General features: G+C 58.1%; 15 protein-coding genes. 8 read left to right on the top strand and 7 right to left on the bottom strand.

Annotated elements, in window-relative coordinates; genetic code table 11:
- Nucleotides 1-306 precede the first annotated feature (306 nt).
- Genes ACK3CV_RS18670 through pstB form a run of 3 tightly spaced genes read left to right on the top strand, consistent with a single transcriptional unit; the run spans nucleotide 307 to nucleotide 4,965 of the window.
- The gene (locus ACK3CV_RS18670) at nucleotides 307-2,478 is read left to right on the top strand and encodes an ABC transporter permease subunit (protein ID WP_164038132.1); all 2,172 of its coding nucleotides are present in this window, start codon (nucleotides 307-309) and stop codon (nucleotides 2,476-2,478) included.
- Complete coding sequence (pstA, locus tag ACK3CV_RS18665; protein WP_164038135.1) at nucleotides 2,475-4,124, top strand: phosphate ABC transporter permease PstA; 1,650 nt, start codon at nucleotides 2,475-2,477, stop codon at nucleotides 4,122-4,124. Before ACK3CV_RS18670 ends, pstA begins: the two co-directional genes overlap by 4 nt.
- Before the next feature lie 28 nt (nucleotides 4,125-4,152).
- Nucleotides 4,153-4,965 (top strand): phosphate ABC transporter ATP-binding protein PstB, encoded by an 813-nt coding sequence (pstB, locus tag ACK3CV_RS18660; RefSeq protein ID WP_019452422.1) that lies wholly within the window; start codon nucleotides 4,153-4,155, stop codon nucleotides 4,963-4,965.
- A gap of 69 nt (nucleotides 4,966-5,034) precedes the next feature.
- Here pstB and ACK3CV_RS18655 read toward each other — a convergent pair whose 3' ends face one another.
- Nucleotides 5,035-5,526, bottom strand: coding sequence for a TIR domain-containing protein (locus ACK3CV_RS18655; protein WP_033654571.1), 492 nt, complete (start codon nucleotides 5,524-5,526; stop codon nucleotides 5,035-5,037).
- Nucleotides 5,523-6,977, bottom strand: a complete 1,455-nt coding sequence (locus ACK3CV_RS18650; RefSeq protein WP_164038138.1) for an SIR2 family protein — start codon at nucleotides 6,975-6,977, stop codon at nucleotides 5,523-5,525. The genes ACK3CV_RS18655 and ACK3CV_RS18650 overlap by 4 nt, the downstream gene beginning before the upstream one ends.
- Before the next feature lie 376 nt (nucleotides 6,978-7,353).
- On the opposite strand from ACK3CV_RS18650, the gene ACK3CV_RS18645 reads away from it, so the two are divergent.
- Genes ACK3CV_RS18645 through ACK3CV_RS18635 form a run of 3 tightly spaced genes read left to right on the top strand, consistent with a single transcriptional unit; the run spans nucleotide 7,354 to nucleotide 15,377 of the window.
- Entirely contained in the window at nucleotides 7,354-9,021 is a 1,668-nt protein-coding gene (locus ACK3CV_RS18645; protein ID WP_164038141.1) for a ShlB/FhaC/HecB family hemolysin secretion/activation protein, read from the top strand.
- A gap of 60 nt (nucleotides 9,022-9,081) precedes the next feature.
- A complete protein-coding gene (locus ACK3CV_RS18640) occupies nucleotides 9,082-15,009 on the top strand; it encodes a DUF637 domain-containing protein (RefSeq protein ID WP_164038144.1) in 5,928 nt (1,975 codons plus the stop codon).
- Nucleotides 15,010-15,014: 5 nt separating this feature from the next.
- Nucleotides 15,015-15,377: a DUF596 domain-containing protein gene (locus ACK3CV_RS18635; protein ID WP_047730111.1), complete on the top strand. Its 363-nt coding sequence runs from the start codon at nucleotides 15,015-15,017 to the stop codon at nucleotides 15,375-15,377.
- 40 nt (nucleotides 15,378-15,417) lie between these two features.
- Here ACK3CV_RS18635 and ACK3CV_RS18630 read toward each other — a convergent pair whose 3' ends face one another.
- From ACK3CV_RS18630 to purM, 4 genes are all read right to left on the bottom strand, one after another.
- Nucleotides 15,418-15,633 carry a hypothetical protein gene (locus ACK3CV_RS18630; RefSeq protein ID WP_060423954.1) on the bottom strand — a complete coding sequence of 72 codons (216 nt, stop codon included), beginning with the start codon at nucleotides 15,631-15,633 and terminating at the stop codon, nucleotides 15,418-15,420.
- A gap of 202 nt (nucleotides 15,634-15,835) precedes the next feature.
- Nucleotides 15,836-16,387: a spermidine N1-acetyltransferase gene (speG, locus tag ACK3CV_RS18625; RefSeq protein WP_004941631.1), complete on the bottom strand. Its 552-nt coding sequence runs from the start codon at nucleotides 16,385-16,387 to the stop codon at nucleotides 15,836-15,838.
- Between the two features lie 115 nt (nucleotides 16,388-16,502).
- On the bottom strand, nucleotides 16,503-17,141 hold the full coding sequence (gene purN / locus ACK3CV_RS18620) for a phosphoribosylglycinamide formyltransferase (RefSeq protein ID WP_164141474.1): 639 nt from the start codon (nucleotides 17,139-17,141) through the stop codon (nucleotides 16,503-16,505).
- On the bottom strand, nucleotides 17,141-18,178 hold the full coding sequence (gene purM / locus ACK3CV_RS18615) for a phosphoribosylformylglycinamidine cyclo-ligase (RefSeq protein ID WP_025303843.1): 1,038 nt from the start codon (nucleotides 18,176-18,178) through the stop codon (nucleotides 17,141-17,143). The genes purN and purM overlap by 1 nt, the downstream gene beginning before the upstream one ends.
- 255 nt (nucleotides 18,179-18,433) lie before the next feature.
- Here purM and upp point away from each other — a divergent pair, with 255 nt between their 5' ends.
- Nucleotides 18,434-19,060: a uracil phosphoribosyltransferase gene (gene upp, locus ACK3CV_RS18610; protein WP_004941642.1), complete on the top strand. Its 627-nt coding sequence runs from the start codon at nucleotides 18,434-18,436 to the stop codon at nucleotides 19,058-19,060.
- Nucleotides 19,061-19,136: 76 nt separating this feature from the next.
- Entirely contained in the window at nucleotides 19,137-20,426 is a 1,290-nt protein-coding gene (gene uraA / locus ACK3CV_RS18605; protein WP_033635515.1) for a uracil permease, read from the top strand.
- Between the two features lie 47 nt (nucleotides 20,427-20,473).
- Here the strand turns inward: uraA and ACK3CV_RS18600 are convergent, their stop codons facing one another.
- Nucleotides 20,474-20,722: a GlsB/YeaQ/YmgE family stress response membrane protein gene (locus tag ACK3CV_RS18600; RefSeq protein WP_033635514.1), complete on the bottom strand. Its 249-nt coding sequence runs from the start codon at nucleotides 20,720-20,722 to the stop codon at nucleotides 20,474-20,476.
- Nucleotides 20,723-20,752: the final 30 nt, after the last annotated feature.

Raw genomic sequence — 20,752 nt, 5'->3', positions numbered from 1 at the left:
AGGAAAGTCCAACATATCCATTGCGTTGGCGCGCGGCATTTTTCGGCGGCAATAAATTTTCGCCGGGCCGGGACGCTCGGCAGTGAAGTGAGTAGCATGAAATGACGATTAGCCGGCTCATTTTTGGTGATATTAAGCGTGTTTGCGGTCATTTTTCAGCAATATACCGACGCCATATTGTCTGTTTGCAGTGTAAAAAACCTGGGCAAAGCAGGGTAACTTTGTCATGCAAACGTCATAAAACTGACATAAGATGCCCGGTTATCTTACGGCGCAAGCCCGATTACATCAGCGACAGCGAGACACATGACACAGACGACGGCCAATCAACATCCCCGAGATCGCATGCGCGGGCGCATCGACCGCGGCGTGCAGGCGGCAGTGACCGCCAGCGGGCTGATGGTGCTGATGACGTTGATGCTGATCTTCGTTTATCTGCTGTTTGCGGTGCTGCCGCTGTTCAAACCGGCCTCGCTTGGGCAGGCGCAGCCGCTGCCGATCGCGGCGTCGGCCCCGGCGCTGGCGCTGGGCATGGACGTGCAGCAGCGCGTCGGTTACCGCATCGACGCGCAGGGCGCGGGGCAATTTTATCGCCTGAAGCCGGCACCGAACGGCCAGCCCCAGGCGCCGCTGGCGCAGCAGACGCTGTTGGCCAAGCCGGCACTGCTCGCGCAGGCCGCCGGAGAGCGCGATCTGTTTGCGCTGGCGCAGGCCGACGGCCGCTTGGTGGTGGCGCGCGCGGATTTCGCGACGGCGGAGACCGGCCGGCCGCAGTGGCTGTTCCCGCTCGGGCAGCAGCCGTTGGCGCTGGATCCACAGCGCAAGCCGCTGAAACTGATGACGCTGGCGGATGCGCATCGCGGGCAGTATCTGCTGGCCGGGGTGACCGACGATCGGCGCCTGGTGTTCGGCCGTTTCAGCCCCGACCGGCCGCCGCAGTTCAGCGAGCGCCCGCTGGAACAGGATGCTGAGCAACTGGTGCTGACGCCGGATGGCCGCCAACTTTACCTGCTGACCGGCAACCGGCTGGCGCGTTATCAGATCGACGGCGCGCAGCTGCAGCTGCGTGAAACGCGTACCCTTGGCGAACATGTCCCGTATCAGATGACGGCGCTGCCCGGCGGCAGCGCGCTGCTGATCAAGGGCGCCGACGGCAATCTGCGCGAGTGGTTCGAAGTAGAAAAAGAGCAGCGCTGGCGCCTGACGCCGGTGCAGCATTTCGACCACGGCGCCGACGGGCGGGAACTGACGGTGGCCGAGCCTTACCGCCGGGTGTTCGCCACCCTGCGGCCCGACGGCGGTTTCTCGCTGTTCTCCGCCATTCAGCCGCAGCCGCTGCTGAATGCCCGCTTGGGCGCCGAGGTGCGGCAGATGGCGTTCGCGCCGCGCGGCGATGGCCTGCTGCTGGAGAGCGCGCATGGCTGGCAGCGCTACGCGCTCGACAACCCGTATCCGGACGTCACCTGGCGTTCGCTGTGGGGCAAGGTGTGGTATGAGAACTACCCGCAGCCGGCCTACGTCTGGCAGTCCACCTCCGGCGAAGACAGCTACCAACCCAAATTCAGTTTGATGCCGGTGATCTTCGGCACCTTCAAGGCGGCGGCTTACGCGATGCTGTTCGCCATTCCCCTGGCGCTGGCCGGCGCTATCTATACCGCTTATTTTATGACGCCGGGGCTGCGGCGGGTGATCAAACCGGCTATCGAAGTGATGGGCGCGCTGCCGACGGTGGTGATCGGGCTGGTGGCCGGCATTTGGCTGGCGCCGATCATCGAGCAGTATCTGTTGGCGGTGCTGGCGTTGCCGCTGCTGCTGGCGGCGGCGGTGCTGCTGTGCGGCGCGTTGACCCATCGCTTTATGCCGCGCTGCCGGCCGGGTGTCGATCTGCTGTTGCTGTTGCCGCTGCTGGCGTTGACGGTGTGGCTGGCGCTCAGCCTGGGGCCGCGGCTGGAGGTGGCGCTGTTCGGTGAGCCGCTGCATTTCTGGCTGGGGGATAATTACGACCAGCGCAATGCGCTGGTGGTGGGCGTGGCGATGGGCTTCGCGCTGGTGCCGATCATCTTCTCGCTGGCGGAGGATGCGCTGTTCAGCGTGCCGGCTACCCTGAGCCAGGGTTCTTTGGCGCTGGGCGCCACCCAATGGCAGACGGTGATCAAGGTGGTGCTGCCTTCCGCCAGCGCCGGGATTTTCTCCGCGCTGATGATCGGCTTTGGCCGCGCGGTGGGGGAAACCATGATCGTGCTGATGGCCACCGGCAATACGCCAATTATCGACGGCAGCCTGTTCCAGGGGCTGCGGGCGCTGGCGGCCAACATCGCCATCGAAATGCCGGAGGCGGTCTCCGGCAGCAGCCATTACCGCGTGCTGTTCCTGACCGCATTGGTGCTGTTTGTCTTCACCTTCGTGTTCAACACGCTGGCGGAGGCGGTGCGCCTGCGGCTGCGCAAGCGCTACACGCCGAATCAGGAGGCGCCATGAAGAACTGGGTGAAGAGCGGATCGCCGTGGATTTGGCTGACCGCCGGTTCGGTCGCCGTCAGCCTGTTGGCGCTGATCGGCATTCTGTTGCTGCTGGCCGGGCAGGGGATGCGCTATTTCTGGCCGAGCCCGGTTTATCAGTTCGAGCTGAATCAGAACGGCGCCGGGCCGGTGACGGTGATCGGCGAGCTGTATCAACAGCAAAGCATTTCGCGCCGCCAGCTAATGGAAGCGGGCGTGACGCCGCCGGGCGAGGCGCAAAGCGTCGAACGTTATCTGATCAAGGTCGGTAACCGCGAGCGTGAAGGGCAGGATTTCCGCACGCTGCTGGCCAGCGACATCGGCAGCCAAAGCACGCCGCGCAGCCTGCTGGTGCTGGAGCGCGACAGCCACGGTACCGCCTACGGCTATCTGGCGGGGCTACTGGAGGACGGGCAACCGCTGACCGGCCGCAATCTGGGGCAGGCGTTGCAGCAGCGGCTGCCGCAAATCGCTGCGCTCTCGCGCCAGGCGCACGACATTCAATTTCGCGATATGGCGCGCATCAATCAGCAGTTTGACGCGCTGCGGCTGCGGGAAAAGCGCCTGCAGCGCGACGATAAGCTGGACGCCCGCGCGCAGGACGCCATCAAGGCCGAGCGGCTGGAGCTGCAGCGGCAATACCAGCTGCTGTCCGAACGCCTGGCGGGGCTGAACCGCGATCGCCAGCGTGATGCGCTGCTGCTGCGCGATATGCATGGCCAGACGTTGACCATTCCTCTCAGCCAGGTGCGCGATGCCTGGTACCCGAACGCCATGAACACCAGCGAGAAGCTGGCGCACTGGGGCGAGCAGGTTAAGAAGTTCCTCACCGACAGCCCGCGCGAGGCGAACACCGAAGGCGGGGTGTTCCCGGCCATTTTCGGCACGGTGTTGATGGTGATCCTGATGTCGATCGTGGTGATGCCGTTTGGCGTGATCGCGGCGGTATATCTGCACGAGTATGCCGGCAACAATCTGCTGACGCGGGTGATTCGCATCGCGGTGGTCAACCTGGCCGGCGTGCCCTCGATCGTCTACGGCGTCTTCGGCCTCGGCTTTTTCGTTTATATGATAGGCGGCACGCTCGACCAGCTGTTCTATCCTGAATCCTTGCCCAACCCGACCTTCGGCACGCCCGGCGTGCTGTGGGCGGCGCTGACGCTGGCGCTGCTGACGCTGCCGGTGGTGATCGTCGCCACCGAGGAAGGGCTGTCGCGCATTCCCACCTCGCTGCGGCAGGGCTCGATGGCGCTGGGCGCCAGCCGGGCCGAGACGCTGTGGCGCATCGTGCTGCCGATGGCGGCGCCGGCGATGATGACCGGCCTGATTCTGGCGGTGGCGCGCGCCGCCGGGGAGACCGCGCCGCTGATGCTGGTGGGGGTAGTGAAATCGGTGCCGGTGCTGCCGGTGGACGAGATTTTCCCGTATCTGCACCTGGAACGGAAGTTTATGCATTTGAGCTTCCAGATCTACGATATGGCATTCCAGAGCCCGAGCGTAGAGGCGGCGCGGCCGCTGGTGTTCGCCACCGCCTTCCTGCTGGTGACGATCGTGGTGAGTTTGAATCTGGCGGCGATGGGTATCCGCCATTCGCTGAGGGAGCGGTACCGAGCATGGTCGCAGTAACAATGACGCTATTTTTGGGGAGTGCGTAATGGGTTTGATGACGCCAGGCAGTTTGCCCCGGCTGGATGTCCAGCATCTCGACGATGAACAGACCGCGCTGGCGGTCAACGGACTGAACCTGTTTTATGGTGACAAACAGGTGCTGCACGACATTTCGCTGCGCATTCCGAAGCACCGGGTGACGGCCCTGATCGGCCCTTCGGGCTGCGGCAAATCGACGCTGCTGCGCTGTTTCAACCGCATGAACGATCTGGTGGACAACTGCCGCATCGAGGGCGATCTGCAGCTGAACGGCGCGGCGATCTCCGGCGCGCAGATCGACGTGGCGGCGCTGCGGCGGCGGGTGGGCATGGTGTTCCAGCGGCCGAACCCGTTCCCGAAATCGATCTATGAAAACGTGGTGTACGGCCTGCGGCTGCAGGGCGTGCGCGACCGGCGCTTGCTGGATGAAGCGGTGGAGCGTTCGCTGCGCGCCGCCGCGCTGTGGCATGAGGTGAAGGACCGGCTGCGTGAAAATGCGTTCCGCTTGTCCAGCGGCCAGCAGCAGCGCCTGGTGATCGCGCGCGCCATCGCCATCGAGCCGGAAGTGTTGCTGCTCGACGAGCCGACCTCGGCGCTGGATCCGATCTCCACGCTGACCATCGAGGAGCTGATTTCCGCGCTGAAACAGCGTTACAGCGTGGTGCTGGTGACGCACAACATGCAGCAGGCGGCGCGCGTCTCCGACTACACCGCCTTTATTCATCAGGGGCGGCTGGTGGAGTACAACGACACCGACGCCATCTTCACCTCGCCGCGCCAGCGCCGCACCGAAGATTATATTACCGGGCGGTATGGGTGAGCGACGTGCCGCCCCCCTAGCGAACGAAAGGCTGCGGGATAATGCAGCCTTTCGTCTTTAGGGCGGCCGTCAGTAATTTTCGCGAATGCGGATCGCTTCTTCTACCCACTCCGCCAGATTTTCCTTGATGTGATTATAGACATTGGTGCTGGTCAAATAAGGCGGATCATAGGCTTTGGCGATTCCGGAAAGCTTTCTATCCCCCAGCTTGATATGATCCAACGGGTTGTTGCCTTTTCGGGCTTGTTCGCCGGCGCTGTCTTTCAGGTTATGGATATACACCACCAGCACGCCCATGCCTTTCTTCCAGGCTTCGCAGATTTCGAAGTTGATCCACTTGCGATTGGCGGTATCTTTACCCGCGAGAATCACGGCGCAGCTCCGATTGTCCAACTGGCCTTTGATCCAAGCGGCGATGGCGTCGTCACCGCCTTTTTTCACTTCCTCCCAATCGTTATCCGTGGCCGGCCGGTTACCTTCCAGCGAGCCCATTTCGCGTATCTGAGAAGCGCGCCAGTTGTCCGGCTCATAATGGAAACTGTAAAAACATTTTCTGGTCATCGAGGATTATCCTTAGTAATGATATCGATAAGTGCCAACAGGCATGTTTTCTTCTCCGCCAGGCTGCCCGGCTCGTTAAGTTGATCCAGCAGGTTCATGGCGACGGGATGGCGGTGATAGAGGGTGTCTTTCATCTCCTCCTTGATTTTTCGGTAGATCTCGGCGGATGCGCCGCCGGTACAACCGATAGGAATGCAGACGCAGCCTTGTTCCGCAGCGATGTGGAACTCTTTCAATAAACCGTCGGCCAGCACGCATTCGCCTTCGGCGTTACGCTTGTTGCCGAACAAAAAAACCGCGATGCCGCTGAGCGAAATCATGTTCTGGCGGTATTCGTGCCAAAGTGCCGGCAGCGTAATGCCCCCGCTGGCGAATTGGGGGAAAGGGCGCAATACCAGCTGGCTTTCGCTGATTTTCCCCCCGCTGGCGTAAATGGCTTCCAATGCGCCGTTGATCACCGCCGTGCCCACGCCCCAACCGAAGCCGTTGACGATGCGGTACTGTTTGCGGATAAGCAGGCGCGCCAGGCGGTGTATGAACTGGATGGACTCTTCACGGGCATAGGGGTGGTAGTTGTCGGCGCTGCCGGAGATAAACACCGTGCTTTTCTTGAATTGCGTTTCGATGGCATACAGCAGGTCGGTGATTTGCCGATAGTCCTCCACCAGCAGCGTTTGAATGCCGTAACGGCGCAGATCGTTGATCATCAGGCTTTGTTTTCGGCTGTTGTAATCATAAGACGCCTGATCCTCGCTGCCGTTGTCGCCAGGCTGAACGCGCCGCATGATGCAGTAGTGGTTTCTTTTCCCTTCGCCGTACTGCGCGTAAAGGCGACTCAATACGTATTGCAGGTTGGGGTCTTCAAAGCTGAAACCGATAAACAGGAAGGTTTTGGCGGTCAACTCCGCCATCAGCATGTTGATAAAAGGAAGGTGTGTACGGGAGTAAGTTTCGTATTGTTCGCGGGTGATAATCGCCTGGTTGGGGGTTCTATAATCACCATGCATTTTATATAAGACAACATCGCGCTTGTGAATATTATTGGTCAAACTTTCCGGCGTGGTTTTAACGTCGCAGACGCGATTATAACGGGCATAGGTTTTTTCAATCAGATCGTCGTAGTTGGTTGTCCAGAGTGACGCTATCGGCAATCTGGCAATGATCCGATGATTTTCAGTTTCTTCCGCTTGCTCAGCGAATTCTGTAATTATTTTTTGATTTATCTTATGCCGGTTGCCTTTTTCATTGAGATGATATTGAGCCAGAGAGATAAGGTCGCTTTCTTTTTCTATATCCAGCCCCAATTCATAAGCGATATCACCGATAAGCTCTTTCCAGCTGACGAAACCGGCGGGTATGGACAGCCCGGCGCCGGCAAACAGCGCGGCGCTGCCGGCTTTGATATCATTAACGTAATCACGAATAAACAGTTCTATATCACGTTCTGGCATTAGGAAATCCTGATATTATCCGAGGTTCTTGATTGGTTAGTTGTAAATTATGTATTTCATGAATAATTGCATTAAACAAAATATCACGGTAAGACGGCGGGTTAATTTTGTAAACTTTATTTTTTATTTTTAGCGATGTTGTGCGTGTTATTTGACTCTTGAATTTATTATTGGTAATTATTTGGGTTTTTAATTCATGTGTTAATAATATCCGCCATCAGGAAATGTGGCGGCAAGCTCGACAAAATATATTCCTGATGTTTAACCACGTTGTGAATCCGATCAAACAAAAACAATTCTCATTATCATTGATCGTCGGCGTAAAATGTATATACTGCGATAAACTATGTAAGCTAACGTAAATGGATGTGTTTAAATGTGTGCATGGAAGCCCGGGATTTGGCCTGCACTCTTGGCGCTCTGCGCTCCGGCGTGGTGTGCGGAAATCACCAGCCCTGCTGACCGCGACAGCATTACCCAGCAGCAGAAAACGTTGCTGGAACAGGCGCAGCAGCAACGCGAGGCGCTGCAAAATAACGTTGAGTTGCCGGCCTTGCCGTTGCCTGTGTCGGCCGCAGCAGGGGCGGTTTGCCAGCCGGTGCGGCAAATCGTTTTTCAGGGCGCCGAACATCTTTCCTGGTCGGTGAAGGAAAGCCTGGCTCGCCCGTATCAAGGGCGCTGCCTGACGCTGGATCACATCAACCGTCTGGTGCGTGAAACCACCAATGCTTATCTGCAACGCGGCTATGTCACTTCGCAGGCCTGGCTGCAGGAGCAGGATATCTCCCGCGGCGTGTTGACCGTGAGCGCCAGCGAAGGGCGAATCGAGTCCATCACGCAGAACGGCGAGCAGGCGCTGGCGCTGAAAATGGCGTTTCCCGGCCTGGTTGGCGACGTATTGAATCTGCGCGATATTGAGCAGGGCATGGAGCAGCTCAACCGCCTGCCATCGCAACAGGTGGCTATCGATATTCAACCCGGCGAACAACCCGGCTTTTCCAACGTGGTTTTGCTGCGTGGCGCCCGGCGCGCGCCGGTCTCTTTCTCTTTCGGCGCCGATAACAGCGGCCAGAAAAGCACCGGCACCGGGCAGATGAACGCCGCCTTCACGCTGGATAACCCGCTGCGCCTCGCCGATCAATGGTCGCTTTCCGCAGCGCGCAATAACGATTTCAGCCCGCATCACCGTAGCCGCAGCCTGAACGGCGGCGTCACCTTACCCTACGGCTATTGGCTGTTCAGTTACCAGTACGCCTGGAACGATTTTTTCCAGCGGGTGCCGTTCAACGGCGCGGCTTACCGCTATCAGGGCAACAACCAGACCCAGCGTCTGGGCGCCAACCGCACGTTGCTGCGGGATGGCAAACGCAAGCTGGCCGTCGATATCGGGCTGGCGCGGCGCACCACGGAAAATAAGCTGGCGGGGGAACGGTTGGGCGTCAGCAGCCCGACGCTCAGCGTCGCCAGCCTGGGCCTCAATTACAGTGCGGCTACGGGCGGCGGCTATATGACGCTGAACCCGACGGTAAGCCGCGGGCTGCGCATGCTGGGCGCCACCGCCGACGATCCTGAGCGCGACGGAGCGCCGCGCAGCGAGTTCCGCAAGCTTGGCCTCAGCGCCAGCTACTTTTATCCGCTCGCCCCCTCTCTCTATTACCTGACCTCGGCCTATGGGCAAACCAGCGCAGACAACCTGTATGCCGGCGAGCGCATTTCCATTGGCGGGCAATACTCGGTGCGTGGCTATAAAGAGCAGTACCTGACCGGCAATCGCGGCGCCTACTGGCGCAATGAACTCAACTGGCAATGGCGGACGTTGCCGGGGCTGGGAGAGCTTTCTTTCACCGGCGCGTTAGACGCCGGTTGGTTGCAGGGGCGCGCCGGTCTGATAGACGGCGGCAGCGTCGCCGGCGCGGCGCTGAGCGCGACGTTAAACGGCCGCTGGTTCAATCAGGCGGTCACCGTCGGTAAACCGCTGACGCACCCAGGCAGCCTGCAACCGGATCGTTGGGTGGCCTACTGGCAAGCCACCGTCACGTTATAACGCCAGCACACAGCAGGAGCGCCTCGGCGTTCAAAACAACATCCTTTCGAAGGAATGAATATGGATAAGCTCAATCATCCGCTGGCGCGGGGCGCCAGCTATTTGCTGATCTACCTGACGGCTTTCCAGCCGTTGCACCCGGCGTTCGCCGCCGGTATTACCGCCGCTAACGGCAATACCCAGGTTCATATGAAACCGGGCAACGTGCCGGTGGTGAATATTGCCACGCCGAACGGGGCGGGGATTTCGCACAATACCTACAAGGATTTTAACGTCGGTACGCCCGGTGCGGTGCTGAATAATGCCATCCAGGGTGGCAAGACCCAACTGGGCGTGACTATTGAGAATGCAAAGGGCAACCCGAATCTGAAAGGGAAGCCAGCAGAACTTATCATCAACGAAGTCACCGGAGGCAGTCGTTCCGAGCTGCAGGGCAAGCTCGAGGTATTCGGCAACAAAGCCAACGTGATGATCGCCAACCCGAATGGCATCACCTGCAACGGCTGCGGCTTTATCAACGCGCCGGGCGTGACGCTGACCACCGGCAAACCGCAGTTCGACAAGCAGGGCGCGCTGGAGGCGCTGGAGGTGAAAAAAGGCGGCGTCACCATCGGCGGTAAAGGGCTGGACGGCAGCGGCGCCGACTATGTTGACATCATCAGCCGCGCCACCGAGCTGAACGGCAAAATCAACGCGCAAAACCTGTCGCTGACCCAGGGCGCTAACCGCATCAGTTTTAAAGACGGCACCATCAAGCCGATCGCCGGCGAAGGCGCCAAACCGGTGTTGGCGGTGGACACCAAGGCACTGGGCGGCATGTACGCCAACAAAATCCGCCTGGTGGCCAACGAGAATGGGGTGGGGGTGAACCTCAAAGACCTCACCAGTAAACAGCGGGATATTACGCTGAGCGTTAGCGGGCGGATTGAGTTGGGCAATACACAGGCAGCGACAGACTTGAACGCCAGCGCCAGGGAAATTCATATCTCATCGGGCGTTAAGGTGCGCGGTGAACGTGATGTGACAATGGCTGCCGATACGCTCAATAACAACGGCAATGTTACGGCGCATCGCGATATGCGGGTGTTTGCCGATACGGTACGCAATGTGGCACTACGTGATGGCGACAACACCGCATTGCATAGCAACAATAATCTCTGGATTCAGAAAGACGCTCAGGGGAATAAAGCCAAACAGATAGAAAACCGCTCTGCACGCATTCAGACCAACAGCGGTGACTTGGTTATACGCACGGAGAATTTGAACAATGTCAGGCAAGAGGTTCAAGCCGTTTGGAAAAATACTCCCGCTAACTCTAAAGCGTTCAATAAATCCTTGGTAGGAAGTTATTACGACTCACGGCAAGGTGTTGACGCTATTGTGCTGCTGGAGCCTGAACTGAAGGACTTTGGCATCGGCAGTTGGTTTGGCGAAATCAACCTGTCGAAAGGCGACAAGGTTAATGTGGGGAAAGACGAGTATCTTCTGGTGAAATCGCAGGCGCCGGGGGTGATAAATTCAGGCAACAACGCTTATATCAACGCGACAACGTTATGGAACAATCAGTCGAATATCAGCGCGGCCAAAGATCTGATCCTGACGGGGAACGATTTTACCGTAAAGAGCATTCAACTCGGCCAGAAAGATCGGTACTGGCGTCTGGGAACGAACACGTTTGGCGTTGGGGCGTTTGCCCGTGACGAAGATGCGCCTCCCGGAGATTGGGATCTGCTGTATGTCACGGAAAAAGCGCCTTATACCAAGCAGCAGGAACTTGTCGTCTGGCGAGCAAAGGGGCAGCAAAAATCATCGATTACCGCCGGCAATAATCTCACTGCGGATTTTAAAAATAAGATAGAGATCAGTACGCCGACGCCTCATGAAAATCAGCTGAATGAAGTGGTCACCTCCGGCAGGCCAGAGTCGCTAAAGGCACGGAATGTTCTGCTGCATGCCAAAAATATCGTCGGTACTGATGCGATTCGTGCCGACGGCAATATCACCGCGATTGCCGAAGATCGGATTGTTCTTGGGCAAGGCATTTTGGCCGCCGGAAAAGAGCTGTCTCTGACGGCGGTCAACGCCATCGACGCCTGGCAAAGTGAGCTGAAAGGGCAGGACGTCACGCTAAACGCCAAAAACGGTGAGATAAAGATACATTCCAGCGAGAAACCTCACTACTTCCGCCCTGACGGTTCCCGTTGGTTGGGCAGCCTTGAGGCTTCACGCGATCTGTCTCTCACGGCTGGCAGTACCATTACGTTGCTGAATACGCTGCTGGCGCCGCAAAGTCGCAATATCGCCATGACGGCTAACGGCAGCATTGCAATCGTCAAAAACAGCGCGTTGTTGGAGGGGCCGCTATTGGGGGGGCCGGTTTCTCCGGCTAAACGGCAGGAATACTTCAACCGGCTGTTGGCCAGTGGTCAGATGAGAGCTACAGGCTCGGTGCTGCTCAATAGCGGTGGCTATCTGGCGCTCCGCGGCGCCAAGATTAATGCGGACAAGGACGTGACGCTGTTAGCCGCCCATAACGCCGATCTTAACTACCGTGAACTTGACGGCCGATTCAATGCGCTTTTCCCTGTGTCGCGCACGCCTGAACTGGGTAGCCGGGTACACGCCGGCGGCAATTTGCTGATTAACTCGGCCCGCGACATCGGCACCCAGGGCGGCGCGCTCTCCGCTAACGGCAATATCACGCTGCTGGCCGGGCAGAATCTATGGTTGTCGAACCTGGCCTATTCCGCCATTGATGCCGCCAACGACAACAACAAAGACGACCGCCATGTGGTCACAGCCCTCAGCGCGGGTAAAAACCTGACCGCGTCGGCGAATAACCAACTGCTGACTTACGGCGCCAGGCTGACCTCCGGCGCCAACATGACGCTGACCTCCGGCGGCGATATGCGTTTCGAGGCGGTGCAAAATCACACTTACCGCGAGGGCGGCAACGAGTTCACCGAAACTCGCACCCAGCAAGGCACCGAGCTGAATGCCGGCGGCCTTATGACGGTGATTTCCGGCGGCAGCATTCTGTTCCAGGCGACCAAACTGGTGGTTAAAGGATTAGGGGCGAACTGGAAACCGTCGGTGGCGGTGACGGATTGGGGAAGCCGGATAGCCATTGCAGAGCAGCAGCTTCAAAATGCACAGCAGCGTATCAATCAGGCTCTGCAGGACAAGAGCCGGGCTGAACAAGCGAAAAACAGTAAAAGCAATGAATTTAATACGTTGCAGCGTGACATTGATACGCTAAGACAAAGACAAGCAGATAATTTAAGGAAGACTCAGGAATTTTCCGCCAAGCATGGCAAGTTAATGGAAATTAACGATTGGGGTTTATGGCAACAAAGTGCCGCCCTCGCTGCCGAGGGTATCGGCATCACCCATGAACTCTTGGAAAAAGAGAAGCGTGCGAATATCCTTCCGAATGAAATAAATGCCGAGCAATCAGCGTTCAATAACGCGCAACAGCGCCTTACTCAGGCCACGCAAGATCGCGATGGCGCTCAATCACGCCTGGCAACCGCCCGCAACGAGGCGAAAAGCAAAGGGGCGGACGAGGCCAAACAAAAAGCCCAGGTCGATGCCCACAATCAGGCAGAGGCCATGCGTGTCGGCAATATGGATATTGCCGCCAAGGGCGGCTATCTCTACGCCCAGGCGATGGAAGAGTCCAGCCATTACGAGAAAAAGGAAACCAAGCGCAAATGGTGGGGCAAGAAAACCGAGGTTAAGCAGACCCGCCATGACGTGACCAACAAGGTCACCGAGTTTACCGCCGCCGGCAATATCACGCTGATGAGCCGCGACGACAGCACCTATGAAGCCAGCAAAATCGCCGCCGGGCAAAACGCGCGCCTGACCAGTTCCCGTGGCCAGGTTAACTTCCGCGCGGTGAAAAACACCTCTTTCGAACAGACCGTCAGCAATTCGAAAGGCTTCTTTATCAAGCAGGCCAATAAAGGGTACGAAGACAATAAGTGGGTGCTGCCGAGCATTCATACCGGTGGCGCCTTGACCGTAGAGGCCGCCAAGGGCGTCAGCGCTGATGTGAAGGTGAAAAACGGCCAGGCGCTGCAAAGCGCCATCGACGCCCTGGGCAATACGCCGGGCACCATCTGGGTCAAAGATCTGAACAAGCGCAACGACGTGCAGTGGAGCAAGGTCAAAGACGCTTACGACAGCTGGGATTACAAGAGCCAGCACCTGAACCCGGCGGTGGCGGCGGTGATCGCCATCGCGGCCGCGGCGGTGACCGCAGGCAGTTCACTGGCGGCCACGGCGGCCTCCAGCGTTTCCGGCGCCGTGGGCGGCGGGGCGGTAACCAGCGGCGCGGTCACGGCCGGGATGTCTTCGCTGGCCTCCCAGGCGGCGGTGGCGTTGGTGGAGAACCAGGGCAACCTGTCGAAAACCCTGCAGGCGCTGGGTAGCAATGAGAACGTCAAGGCGACCGCTACGGCGATGGCGATCGGCGGCGCGCTCAACGGCTTCGACAGCGCGATGGGCTGGAGCAAGGACGCGGCGGGCAAACCGCTCAATCCAAACAACGTCAAACTGCCGCAGCTGAGCAACGGTGACTGGAGCAAGGTGGCGCAGCGGGTGGCCGGGCAATCGGTCATCAGCTCCAGCCTGAATACCGCCATCAACGGCGGCAGCTTCAAGGACAATCTGACCAATGCGCTGCTGGCGAATATCGGCAGCCAGGTTCAGGCCGAGGGCGCCAATCTGATCGGGGATAACGGCGACGTTCTGGGTGCGGCCGGGAAGTCAGTCAGCCATGCGGTTGTGGCGGGCATCGCCGCGGAAATCGGGCGCGGCGATGGTAAAGGGGCTGCTGCCGGGGCGCTGGCAGCGGAGCTGGCCGGGGTCGTGATGCAGAGCACGCTGTTCGAACCGGCCAATCTCAACGAAAAGGAACGCCAGCTCTACCGTTTGCAGGAAGCGCTAAACGGCAATGAAGTAAAAGAGCAAACGGCACGAGTGATCGGGGCTTTGACCGGGGCGTTGACAACGCATACGCCGGAAGGCGCCTACAGTGCTGCGGACAGCGCGCAGTCGGTTTATCGCTACAACATGACCGAACATATGTTGATGCAGTATGCGCTGGATAATCAGAAAGACATTTTGGCCGCTGATAAAGGTGATGTTGCTGCGGCAAAACGTGTTGTGGCTCGCCGAGAAGCTGCCGCAATAGTGGCGACCGTCGGTGGCGGCGGTCTGGTACTTGCTGCGGGGGGAATGACGCTGGTGGGAGCTGCGCCAGAATTGGTTCTGGCGGCACGATTGGCGATTGCCGGCTGTAAAACCAACCCCGCGCTTTGTCTGAATCAAGCCGGTATTTATGCGGCGGATATTGTGGCTCCAGAGGCGATTATTGGTACTGGCGCCATAACGACCGGCAGCACATTGATTTTGGGGAAAACCGAAGACAGCGTGAGGAAGTTGAGCCGACAGCTGGTGAACGCTTCCGATGAACTATACAAAACAAAAACGCTCAACACTCATCCGGTTGCCGATTTTATCAAAGGAGAAACAGTAGCCGGGGCGAATTTGTCGACTAAAACGGCAGATTATCTGCGGGCCATGCAGAAAGCTAACACTAACCAGTTGGTCAAGGTGTTTGACCCGAAACAGAACGAAAGTAAGCTAAACGTGTTTGGTCAGCAGTTTGAGCAGGTTCTGGGCGAAGGTGGAAGCAATAAATATGGAACAACCAAGGTTTTTGCGACAGGAAAACTGTCAAGACAAGAAATCATCGACTACGCTCAGTCGCTAGCTGGAACGGTACCATTGGAAGAGAAGAAAACTCCGAAAGGCATGGTTTACTTTGCAAAAAAAGATGGAATGGTTATCAATCTTAGAGATTTTTCCAAAAGTGAGGATAGCACAAAGGCTCGATGGACGATTGAAATTATAAAAAATGAACAACTCAATAATCTACAAGGAAAAGTTAAAAAACCTATTGAAATTAAATTTAGGTAACTCATATGAAAATTACAGCTGAGGAGTTTCTCGAATACAAGAATGCCTTAGAAGGTCATTCGATGAATGCTATCTGGCATGTGACACTACCAGAGTGTTATGGCGAGGAACCAAGTTTTAGTCAAAGAAAATCATTTTTCTTTCAACTATTACAGATGCTACTTGAAGATGGGAAAATTAGGTTGGCTTCTCATGGTAAGTATCTTCGAGGCAGCACTAGTGAGCAAATATCGCTATTTAAACATGTTTTCCCCAAAAATCAGGAGGAAATGGATGCCGATGCCTTCGACGGATTCTGGTTTCTGACAGAAGAATGCCCAGGTGGAATTGTCTGGATCCATGATAGCGGCTATGAAGATTGGACCTGACCCACACACAGAAACGGCTCTTCGGAGCCGTTTCTGTTTTTTAACGTCCCCGCCCCGAAACCCGCAATACCAGCCCTATCAACAGCAACGCAGCGCCCGAGGCGTAGAGTGGGAACCAGCGCGTCCACCAGAGCGGGGAAAACAGCGGGGCGCTATTGGGATCTGCAGGCGTGTAGCCGCTATAGGTATTCAGGCCGGCGGTTATGGCGAACATGACCAGACCGATAAAAAGCAGCAGGTTTGAGATGGTCGTCATTATATTTTTCCTTTGTAGAGGCAGAGGGTAACTCTTACTATCACCATTAATTATTGTTCGATTAATTATCTCGGGAAATATTATTTATTTCCGTATTTATCAGGCTATTTCCTGACGATAAAATAGCATCCATTAATACTAGCCACTTATTTCCCAATAAAAAACCCGCCTGGGCGGGTTTTCACTTTTTTCTCGCTAAGCGTCACTTCACCAGCGGCTTATCATTGGGCGTTTTGAACTTCGCCAGGTATTGCGGCTGGAAGATGCACATGCGCAGCACGGTGCGGTATTCGCCGTTGACGAAGAACTCGTCGATCAGCTCGCCTTCCACGTTGAAGCCCAGCTTGCTGTAGATGTGGATCGCCTTCGGGTTCTCTTTGTCGACGATCAGGTACAGCTTGTACAGGTTCAGCACCGAGAAGCCGTAGTCCATCGCCAGGCGGGCGGCGGTGCTGGCGTAGCCTTTGCCCTGGTGGGCGGGATCGATGATGATCTGGAACTCTGCGCGGCGGTGGATGTGATCGATCTCCACCAGCTCCACCAGGCCGACTTTGGCGCCTTCGTGCTCGATGATAAAGCGGCGCTCGCTCTGATCGTGGATGTGTTTGTCGTAGAGGTCGGAAAGCTCGACAAAGGCTTCGTAGGGTTCTTCAAACCAATAGCGCATAACGCTGGCATTGTTGTCCATCTGGTGGACGAACGACAGATCGTCCCGTTCCAATGGGCGTAACCTGACGCTGGCAGTGCTGGACATGTGGGCTCCTCTGTGCCGTGAAACTGTGCAAAGTATAACTTCACAGAATGGATGAAGGCGAAAAAAAAAACGGCGCCGCGCGGGCGCCGTTTAGGCAAGGTTCAGGCTGCGCGCATCAGTCGGCGGCGTGACCCTGCTCAGGCAGGCGTTCGCCGTCCAGCCAGGCGGCGCCATCGCGCATCGCCAGGCGGCCGTCGACGAACCAGCTCACCACCAGCGGATAGATCGTGTGTTCCTGGGTTTGCACCCGTTCAACCACGTCATCCTCTTCGTCGTCAGCGAAAATCGGCACCTTGGCCTGCAAAATCACCGGGCCGCCGTCGAGCTGTTCGGTCACGAAGTGCACCGAGGTGCCGTGTTCGCTGTCGCCGTTGTCGATGGCCTGACGGTGGGTATGCAGCCCCGGGTATTTCGGCAGCAGGGAAGGGTGAATGTTCAGCATGCGGCCGGCATAACGCTGCACGAACTGCGGGCTGAGGATGCGCATGTAGCCGGCCAGCACCACCAGATCGGGCTGGTGCTGGTCGATGGCGTCCGCCAACGCGGCGTCAAACGCCGAGCGATCGGCGTAGGCCTTGGCATCCAGCGCCTGGGCGGCGATGCCGGCCGCCTCGGCGCGTTGCAGGCCATAAGCCTGCGCCTTGTTGCTGAACACCGCCACGATCTCGGCGGCGATGCGGCCCTGCTGGCAGGCGTCAATCAGCGCCTGGAGATTGCTCCCCTGGCCGGAGACCAACACCACGATCTTTTTCATCAGTTGATGACCACTTGTTGTTCGTCGGAAGAGGCGGTCAGTTTACCGATTTTCCACGCTTTTTCACCTGCCGCGGTCAGCAGCGCGATGGCCGCTTCCACTTCGGCTTCCGGCAGGGCGATGACCATGCCTACGCCGCAGTTGAAGGTGCGGTACATTTCATGACGGCTGACGTTGCCGGCCTGCTGCAGCCAGGTGAACACCGCCGGCCACTGCCAGCTGGCTTCGTCGATCACCGCCTGCATGCCTTCCGGCAGCACGCGTGGAATGTTTTCCCAGAAGCCGCCGCCGGTGAGGTGAGCGATGGCGTGTACGTCCGCCTTCTCGATCAGCTCCAGCACGGACTTCACGTAAATCTTGGTCGGCGCCAGCAGGTGGTCGGCCAGCGGTTTGCCTTCCAGCTGGGTGGCGGTCGGATCGGTGTTGCTCACTTCCAGGATCTTGCGCACCAGCGAGTAGCCGTTGGAGTGCGGGCCGGAAGCACCCAGGGCGATCAGCGCGTCGCCGGACTGCACTTTGCTGCCGTCGATGATCTCGGATTTTTCGACCACGCCGACGCAGAAACCGGCCACGTCGTAATCTTCGCCGTGGTACATGCCCGGCATTTCAGCGGTTTCGCCGCCCACCAGCGCACAGCCGGACTGTTTGCAGCCTTCGGCGATGCCGGTGATCACGCTGGCCGCGGTGTCCACATCCAGCTTGCCGGTCGCGTAGTAGTCGAGGAAGAACAGCGGCTCGGCGCCCTGAACCACCAGATCGTTGACGCACATCGCCACCAGATCGATGCCGATGGTGTCGTGGCGTTTCAGATCCATCGCCAGACGCAGCTTGGTGCCCACGCCGTCGGTACCGGAAACCAGCACCGGCTCGCGGTATTTCTGCGGCAACGCACACAGGGCGCCAAACCCGCCCAGACCGCCCATCACTTCCGGGCGACGGGTCTGTTTAACTACACCTTTGATGCGGTCTACCAATGCGTTGCCAGCATCGATATCGACACCTGCGTCTTTATAGCTGAGAGAGGTTTTGTCGGTCACTGCGCGATTCCCCACGACGGTTTGCGGTTTGAAAACTGTGCTTCCGATGTTGATTCCGGAATAAGGCGCGGCAATTCTAACAGCGCAGGCAAACGTTTGCGAGCGGCTTGTGAACCGGCTCCGCTTTTTCGTCATCTATACTGATATTCAAACTTTTGTTGATCCCGATCGGGCTATTGTGGGTGGCGCGGCGAAAAAAAGGAGGTATAATCCCGCGATTTTTTTGGCCGCAACCACCTTAATAGGAGAAAAATGATGAAGATCGTTGAGGTGAAACACCCGCTGGTAAAACACAAGCTTGGCCTGATGCGCGAAAATGACATCAGCACCAAACGCTTCCGTGAGCTGGCCTCAGAAGTGGGTAGTTTACTGACCTATGAAGCGACCGCCGATCTGGAGACGGAAAAAGTCACCATCGAAGGCTGGTGCGGGCCAGTTGAAGTGGATCAGATCAAAGGGAAAAAGATTACCGTAGTGCCGATCCTGCGCGCAGGCCTGGGCATGATGGAAGGGGTGCTGGAGCACGTGCCGAGCGCGCGCATCAGCGTGGTGGGCGTATACCGCGACGAAGAAACCCTGGAGCCGGTGCCGTACTTCCAGAAGCTGGTTTCCAACATCGAAGAGCGCATGGCGCTGGTCGTCGACCCGATGCTGGCCACCGGCGGTTCGATGATCGCCACTATCGATCTGCTGAAGAAAGCCGGCTGCCACAGCATCAAGGTGCTGGTTCTGGTGGCGGCGCCGGAAGGCATCGCCGCGCTGGAGAAAGCGCACCCGGACGTTGAGCTGTACACCGCCTCCATCGATCAGTGCCTGAACGACAAGGGCTACATCGTGCCTGGCCTGGGCGATGCGGGCGACAAGATATTTGGTACCAAGTAAACATTTGAGCCGACTTAACGAGTCGGCTTTTTTTTGACTAAAACCTATAAAACCAATAAACCGAGGAAAAGCACACATGACCCGTCGCGCCATCGGCGTCAGCGAGCGCCCGCCGCTGCTCCAGACCATTCCGCTCAGCTTCCAGCACCTGTTCGCCATGTTCGGCGCCACCGTGCTGGTGCCTATCCTGTTCAAGATCAACCCGGCGACCGTGCTGCTGTTCAACGGCATTGGCACGCTGCTGTATCTGTTCATCTGTAAAGGCAAGATCCCGGCCTACCTCGGTTCCAGCTTCGCGTTTATCTCGCCGGTACTGCTGCTGTTGCCGCTCGGTTACGAAGTGGCGTTGGGTGGTTTCATCATGTGCGGTGTGCTGTTTTGCCTGGTGGCGCTGATCGTGAAAAAGGCCGGCACCGGCTGGCTGGACGTGATGTTCCCGCCGGCGGCGATGGGGGCGATCGTCGCCGTCATCGGGCTGGAGTTGGCGGGCGTGGCGGCCAACATGGCGGGGCTGCTGCCGGCGGAAGGCACCAGCGCCGATTCGACCACCATCACCATTTCGCTGGTGACGCTGGCGGTCACGGTGCTCGGCTCGGTGCTGTTCCGCGGCTTCCTGGCGATTATCCCGATCCTGATCGGCGTGCTGGTGGGCTATGCGCTGTCGTTCTTCATGGGCGTGGTGGATTTGACTCCGATTCGCGAGGCGCACTGGTTCGCGCTGCCGACCTTCTACACTCCGCGCTTTGAGTGGTTCGCCATCTTCACCATTCTGCCGGCGGCGCTAGTGGTGATCGCCGAGCACGTCGGCCACCTGGTGGTGACCGCCAACATCGTGAAGAAAGATCTGATCCGCGATCCAGGGCTGCACCGCTCGATGTTCGCCAACGGTATCTCGACGGTGTTCTCCGGCTTCTTCGGCTCTACGCCGAACACCACCTACGGCGAGAACATCGGCGTGATGGCCATCACCAAGGTCTACAGCACCTGGGTGATCGGCGGCGCGGCGGTGTTGGCGATCCTGCTGTCCTGCATCGGTAAGCTGGCGGCGGCGATCCAGGCGGTGCCGGTGCCGGTGATGGGCGGCGTTTCCCTGCTGCTGTACGGTGTGATCGGCGCCTCGGGCATTCGCGTGCTGATCGAGTCCAAAGTGGATTACAACAAAGCGCAAAACCTGATTTTGACCTCGGTGATCCTGATCATCGGCGTGAGCGGCGCCAAGGTGCATATCGGTGCGGCGGAGCTGAAAGGCATGGCGCTGGCGACCATCGTGGGTATCGGCCTGAGCCTGCTGTTCAAGGTCATCAGCCTGTTCCGCAAGGAAGAAGAGGTGCTCGACGCGCCGGACGAACCGGCGAAGCAGAAGTAACGAAAAGGGCAGCCCAGGGGCTGCCCTTTTGACTTGGGGTATGCGGCTTAGCTGCGAATTTTGCGGTACACGAACAGCACCACGATAGCGCCGATGACCGCCACCACGAAGCTGCCGAAGTTGAAGCCGTCAACCTTGCCGTAGCCGAAGAAGGTGCTGATATAGCCGCCGACCACGGCGCCGATGATCCCCAGCACGATGGTCAGGATAAAGCCGCCGCCGTCTTTGCCGGGCATGATCCACTTAGCCAAAATACCGGCGATCAGGCCGAAGATAATCCAGGAAATAATCCCCATTTACTGCTCCTTACTTTATTGCTGAGTATG

The sequence above is a fragment of the Serratia sp. TSO36 genome (assembly GCF_057808395.1).
Note: the sequence above shows the minus strand (reverse complement) of the source record. Positions and strands in the feature narration are given on the sequence as shown.

Coding starts and splice junctions, on each gene's coding strand:
- ACK3CV_RS18670 (WP_164038132.1), top strand. CDS start 307: ATGACACAGACGACGGCCAATCAACATCCCCGAGATCGCATGCGCGGG.
- pstA (WP_164038135.1), top strand. CDS start 2,475: ATGAAGAACTGGGTGAAGAGCGGATCGCCGTGGATTTGGCTGACCGCC.
- pstB (WP_019452422.1), top strand. CDS start 4,153: ATGGGTTTGATGACGCCAGGCAGTTTGCCCCGGCTGGATGTCCAGCAT.
- ACK3CV_RS18655 (WP_033654571.1), bottom strand. CDS start 5,526: ATGACCAGAAAATGTTTTTACAGTTTCCATTATGAGCCGGACAACTGG.
- ACK3CV_RS18650 (WP_164038138.1), bottom strand. CDS start 6,977: ATGCCAGAACGTGATATAGAACTGTTTATTCGTGATTACGTTAATGAT.
- ACK3CV_RS18645 (WP_164038141.1), top strand. CDS start 7,354: ATGTGTGCATGGAAGCCCGGGATTTGGCCTGCACTCTTGGCGCTCTGC.
- ACK3CV_RS18640 (WP_164038144.1), top strand. CDS start 9,082: ATGGATAAGCTCAATCATCCGCTGGCGCGGGGCGCCAGCTATTTGCTG.
- ACK3CV_RS18635 (WP_047730111.1), top strand. CDS start 15,015: ATGAAAATTACAGCTGAGGAGTTTCTCGAATACAAGAATGCCTTAGAA.
- ACK3CV_RS18630 (WP_060423954.1), bottom strand. CDS start 15,633: ATGACGACCATCTCAAACCTGCTGCTTTTTATCGGTCTGGTCATGTTC.
- speG (WP_004941631.1), bottom strand. CDS start 16,387: ATGTCCAGCACTGCCAGCGTCAGGTTACGCCCATTGGAACGGGACGAT.
- purN (WP_164141474.1), bottom strand. CDS start 17,141: ATGAAAAAGATCGTGGTGTTGGTCTCCGGCCAGGGGAGCAATCTCCAG.
- upp (WP_004941642.1), top strand. CDS start 18,434: ATGAAGATCGTTGAGGTGAAACACCCGCTGGTAAAACACAAGCTTGGC.
- uraA (WP_033635515.1), top strand. CDS start 19,137: ATGACCCGTCGCGCCATCGGCGTCAGCGAGCGCCCGCCGCTGCTCCAG.
- ACK3CV_RS18600 (WP_033635514.1), bottom strand. CDS start 20,722: ATGGGGATTATTTCCTGGATTATCTTCGGCCTGATCGCCGGTATTTTG.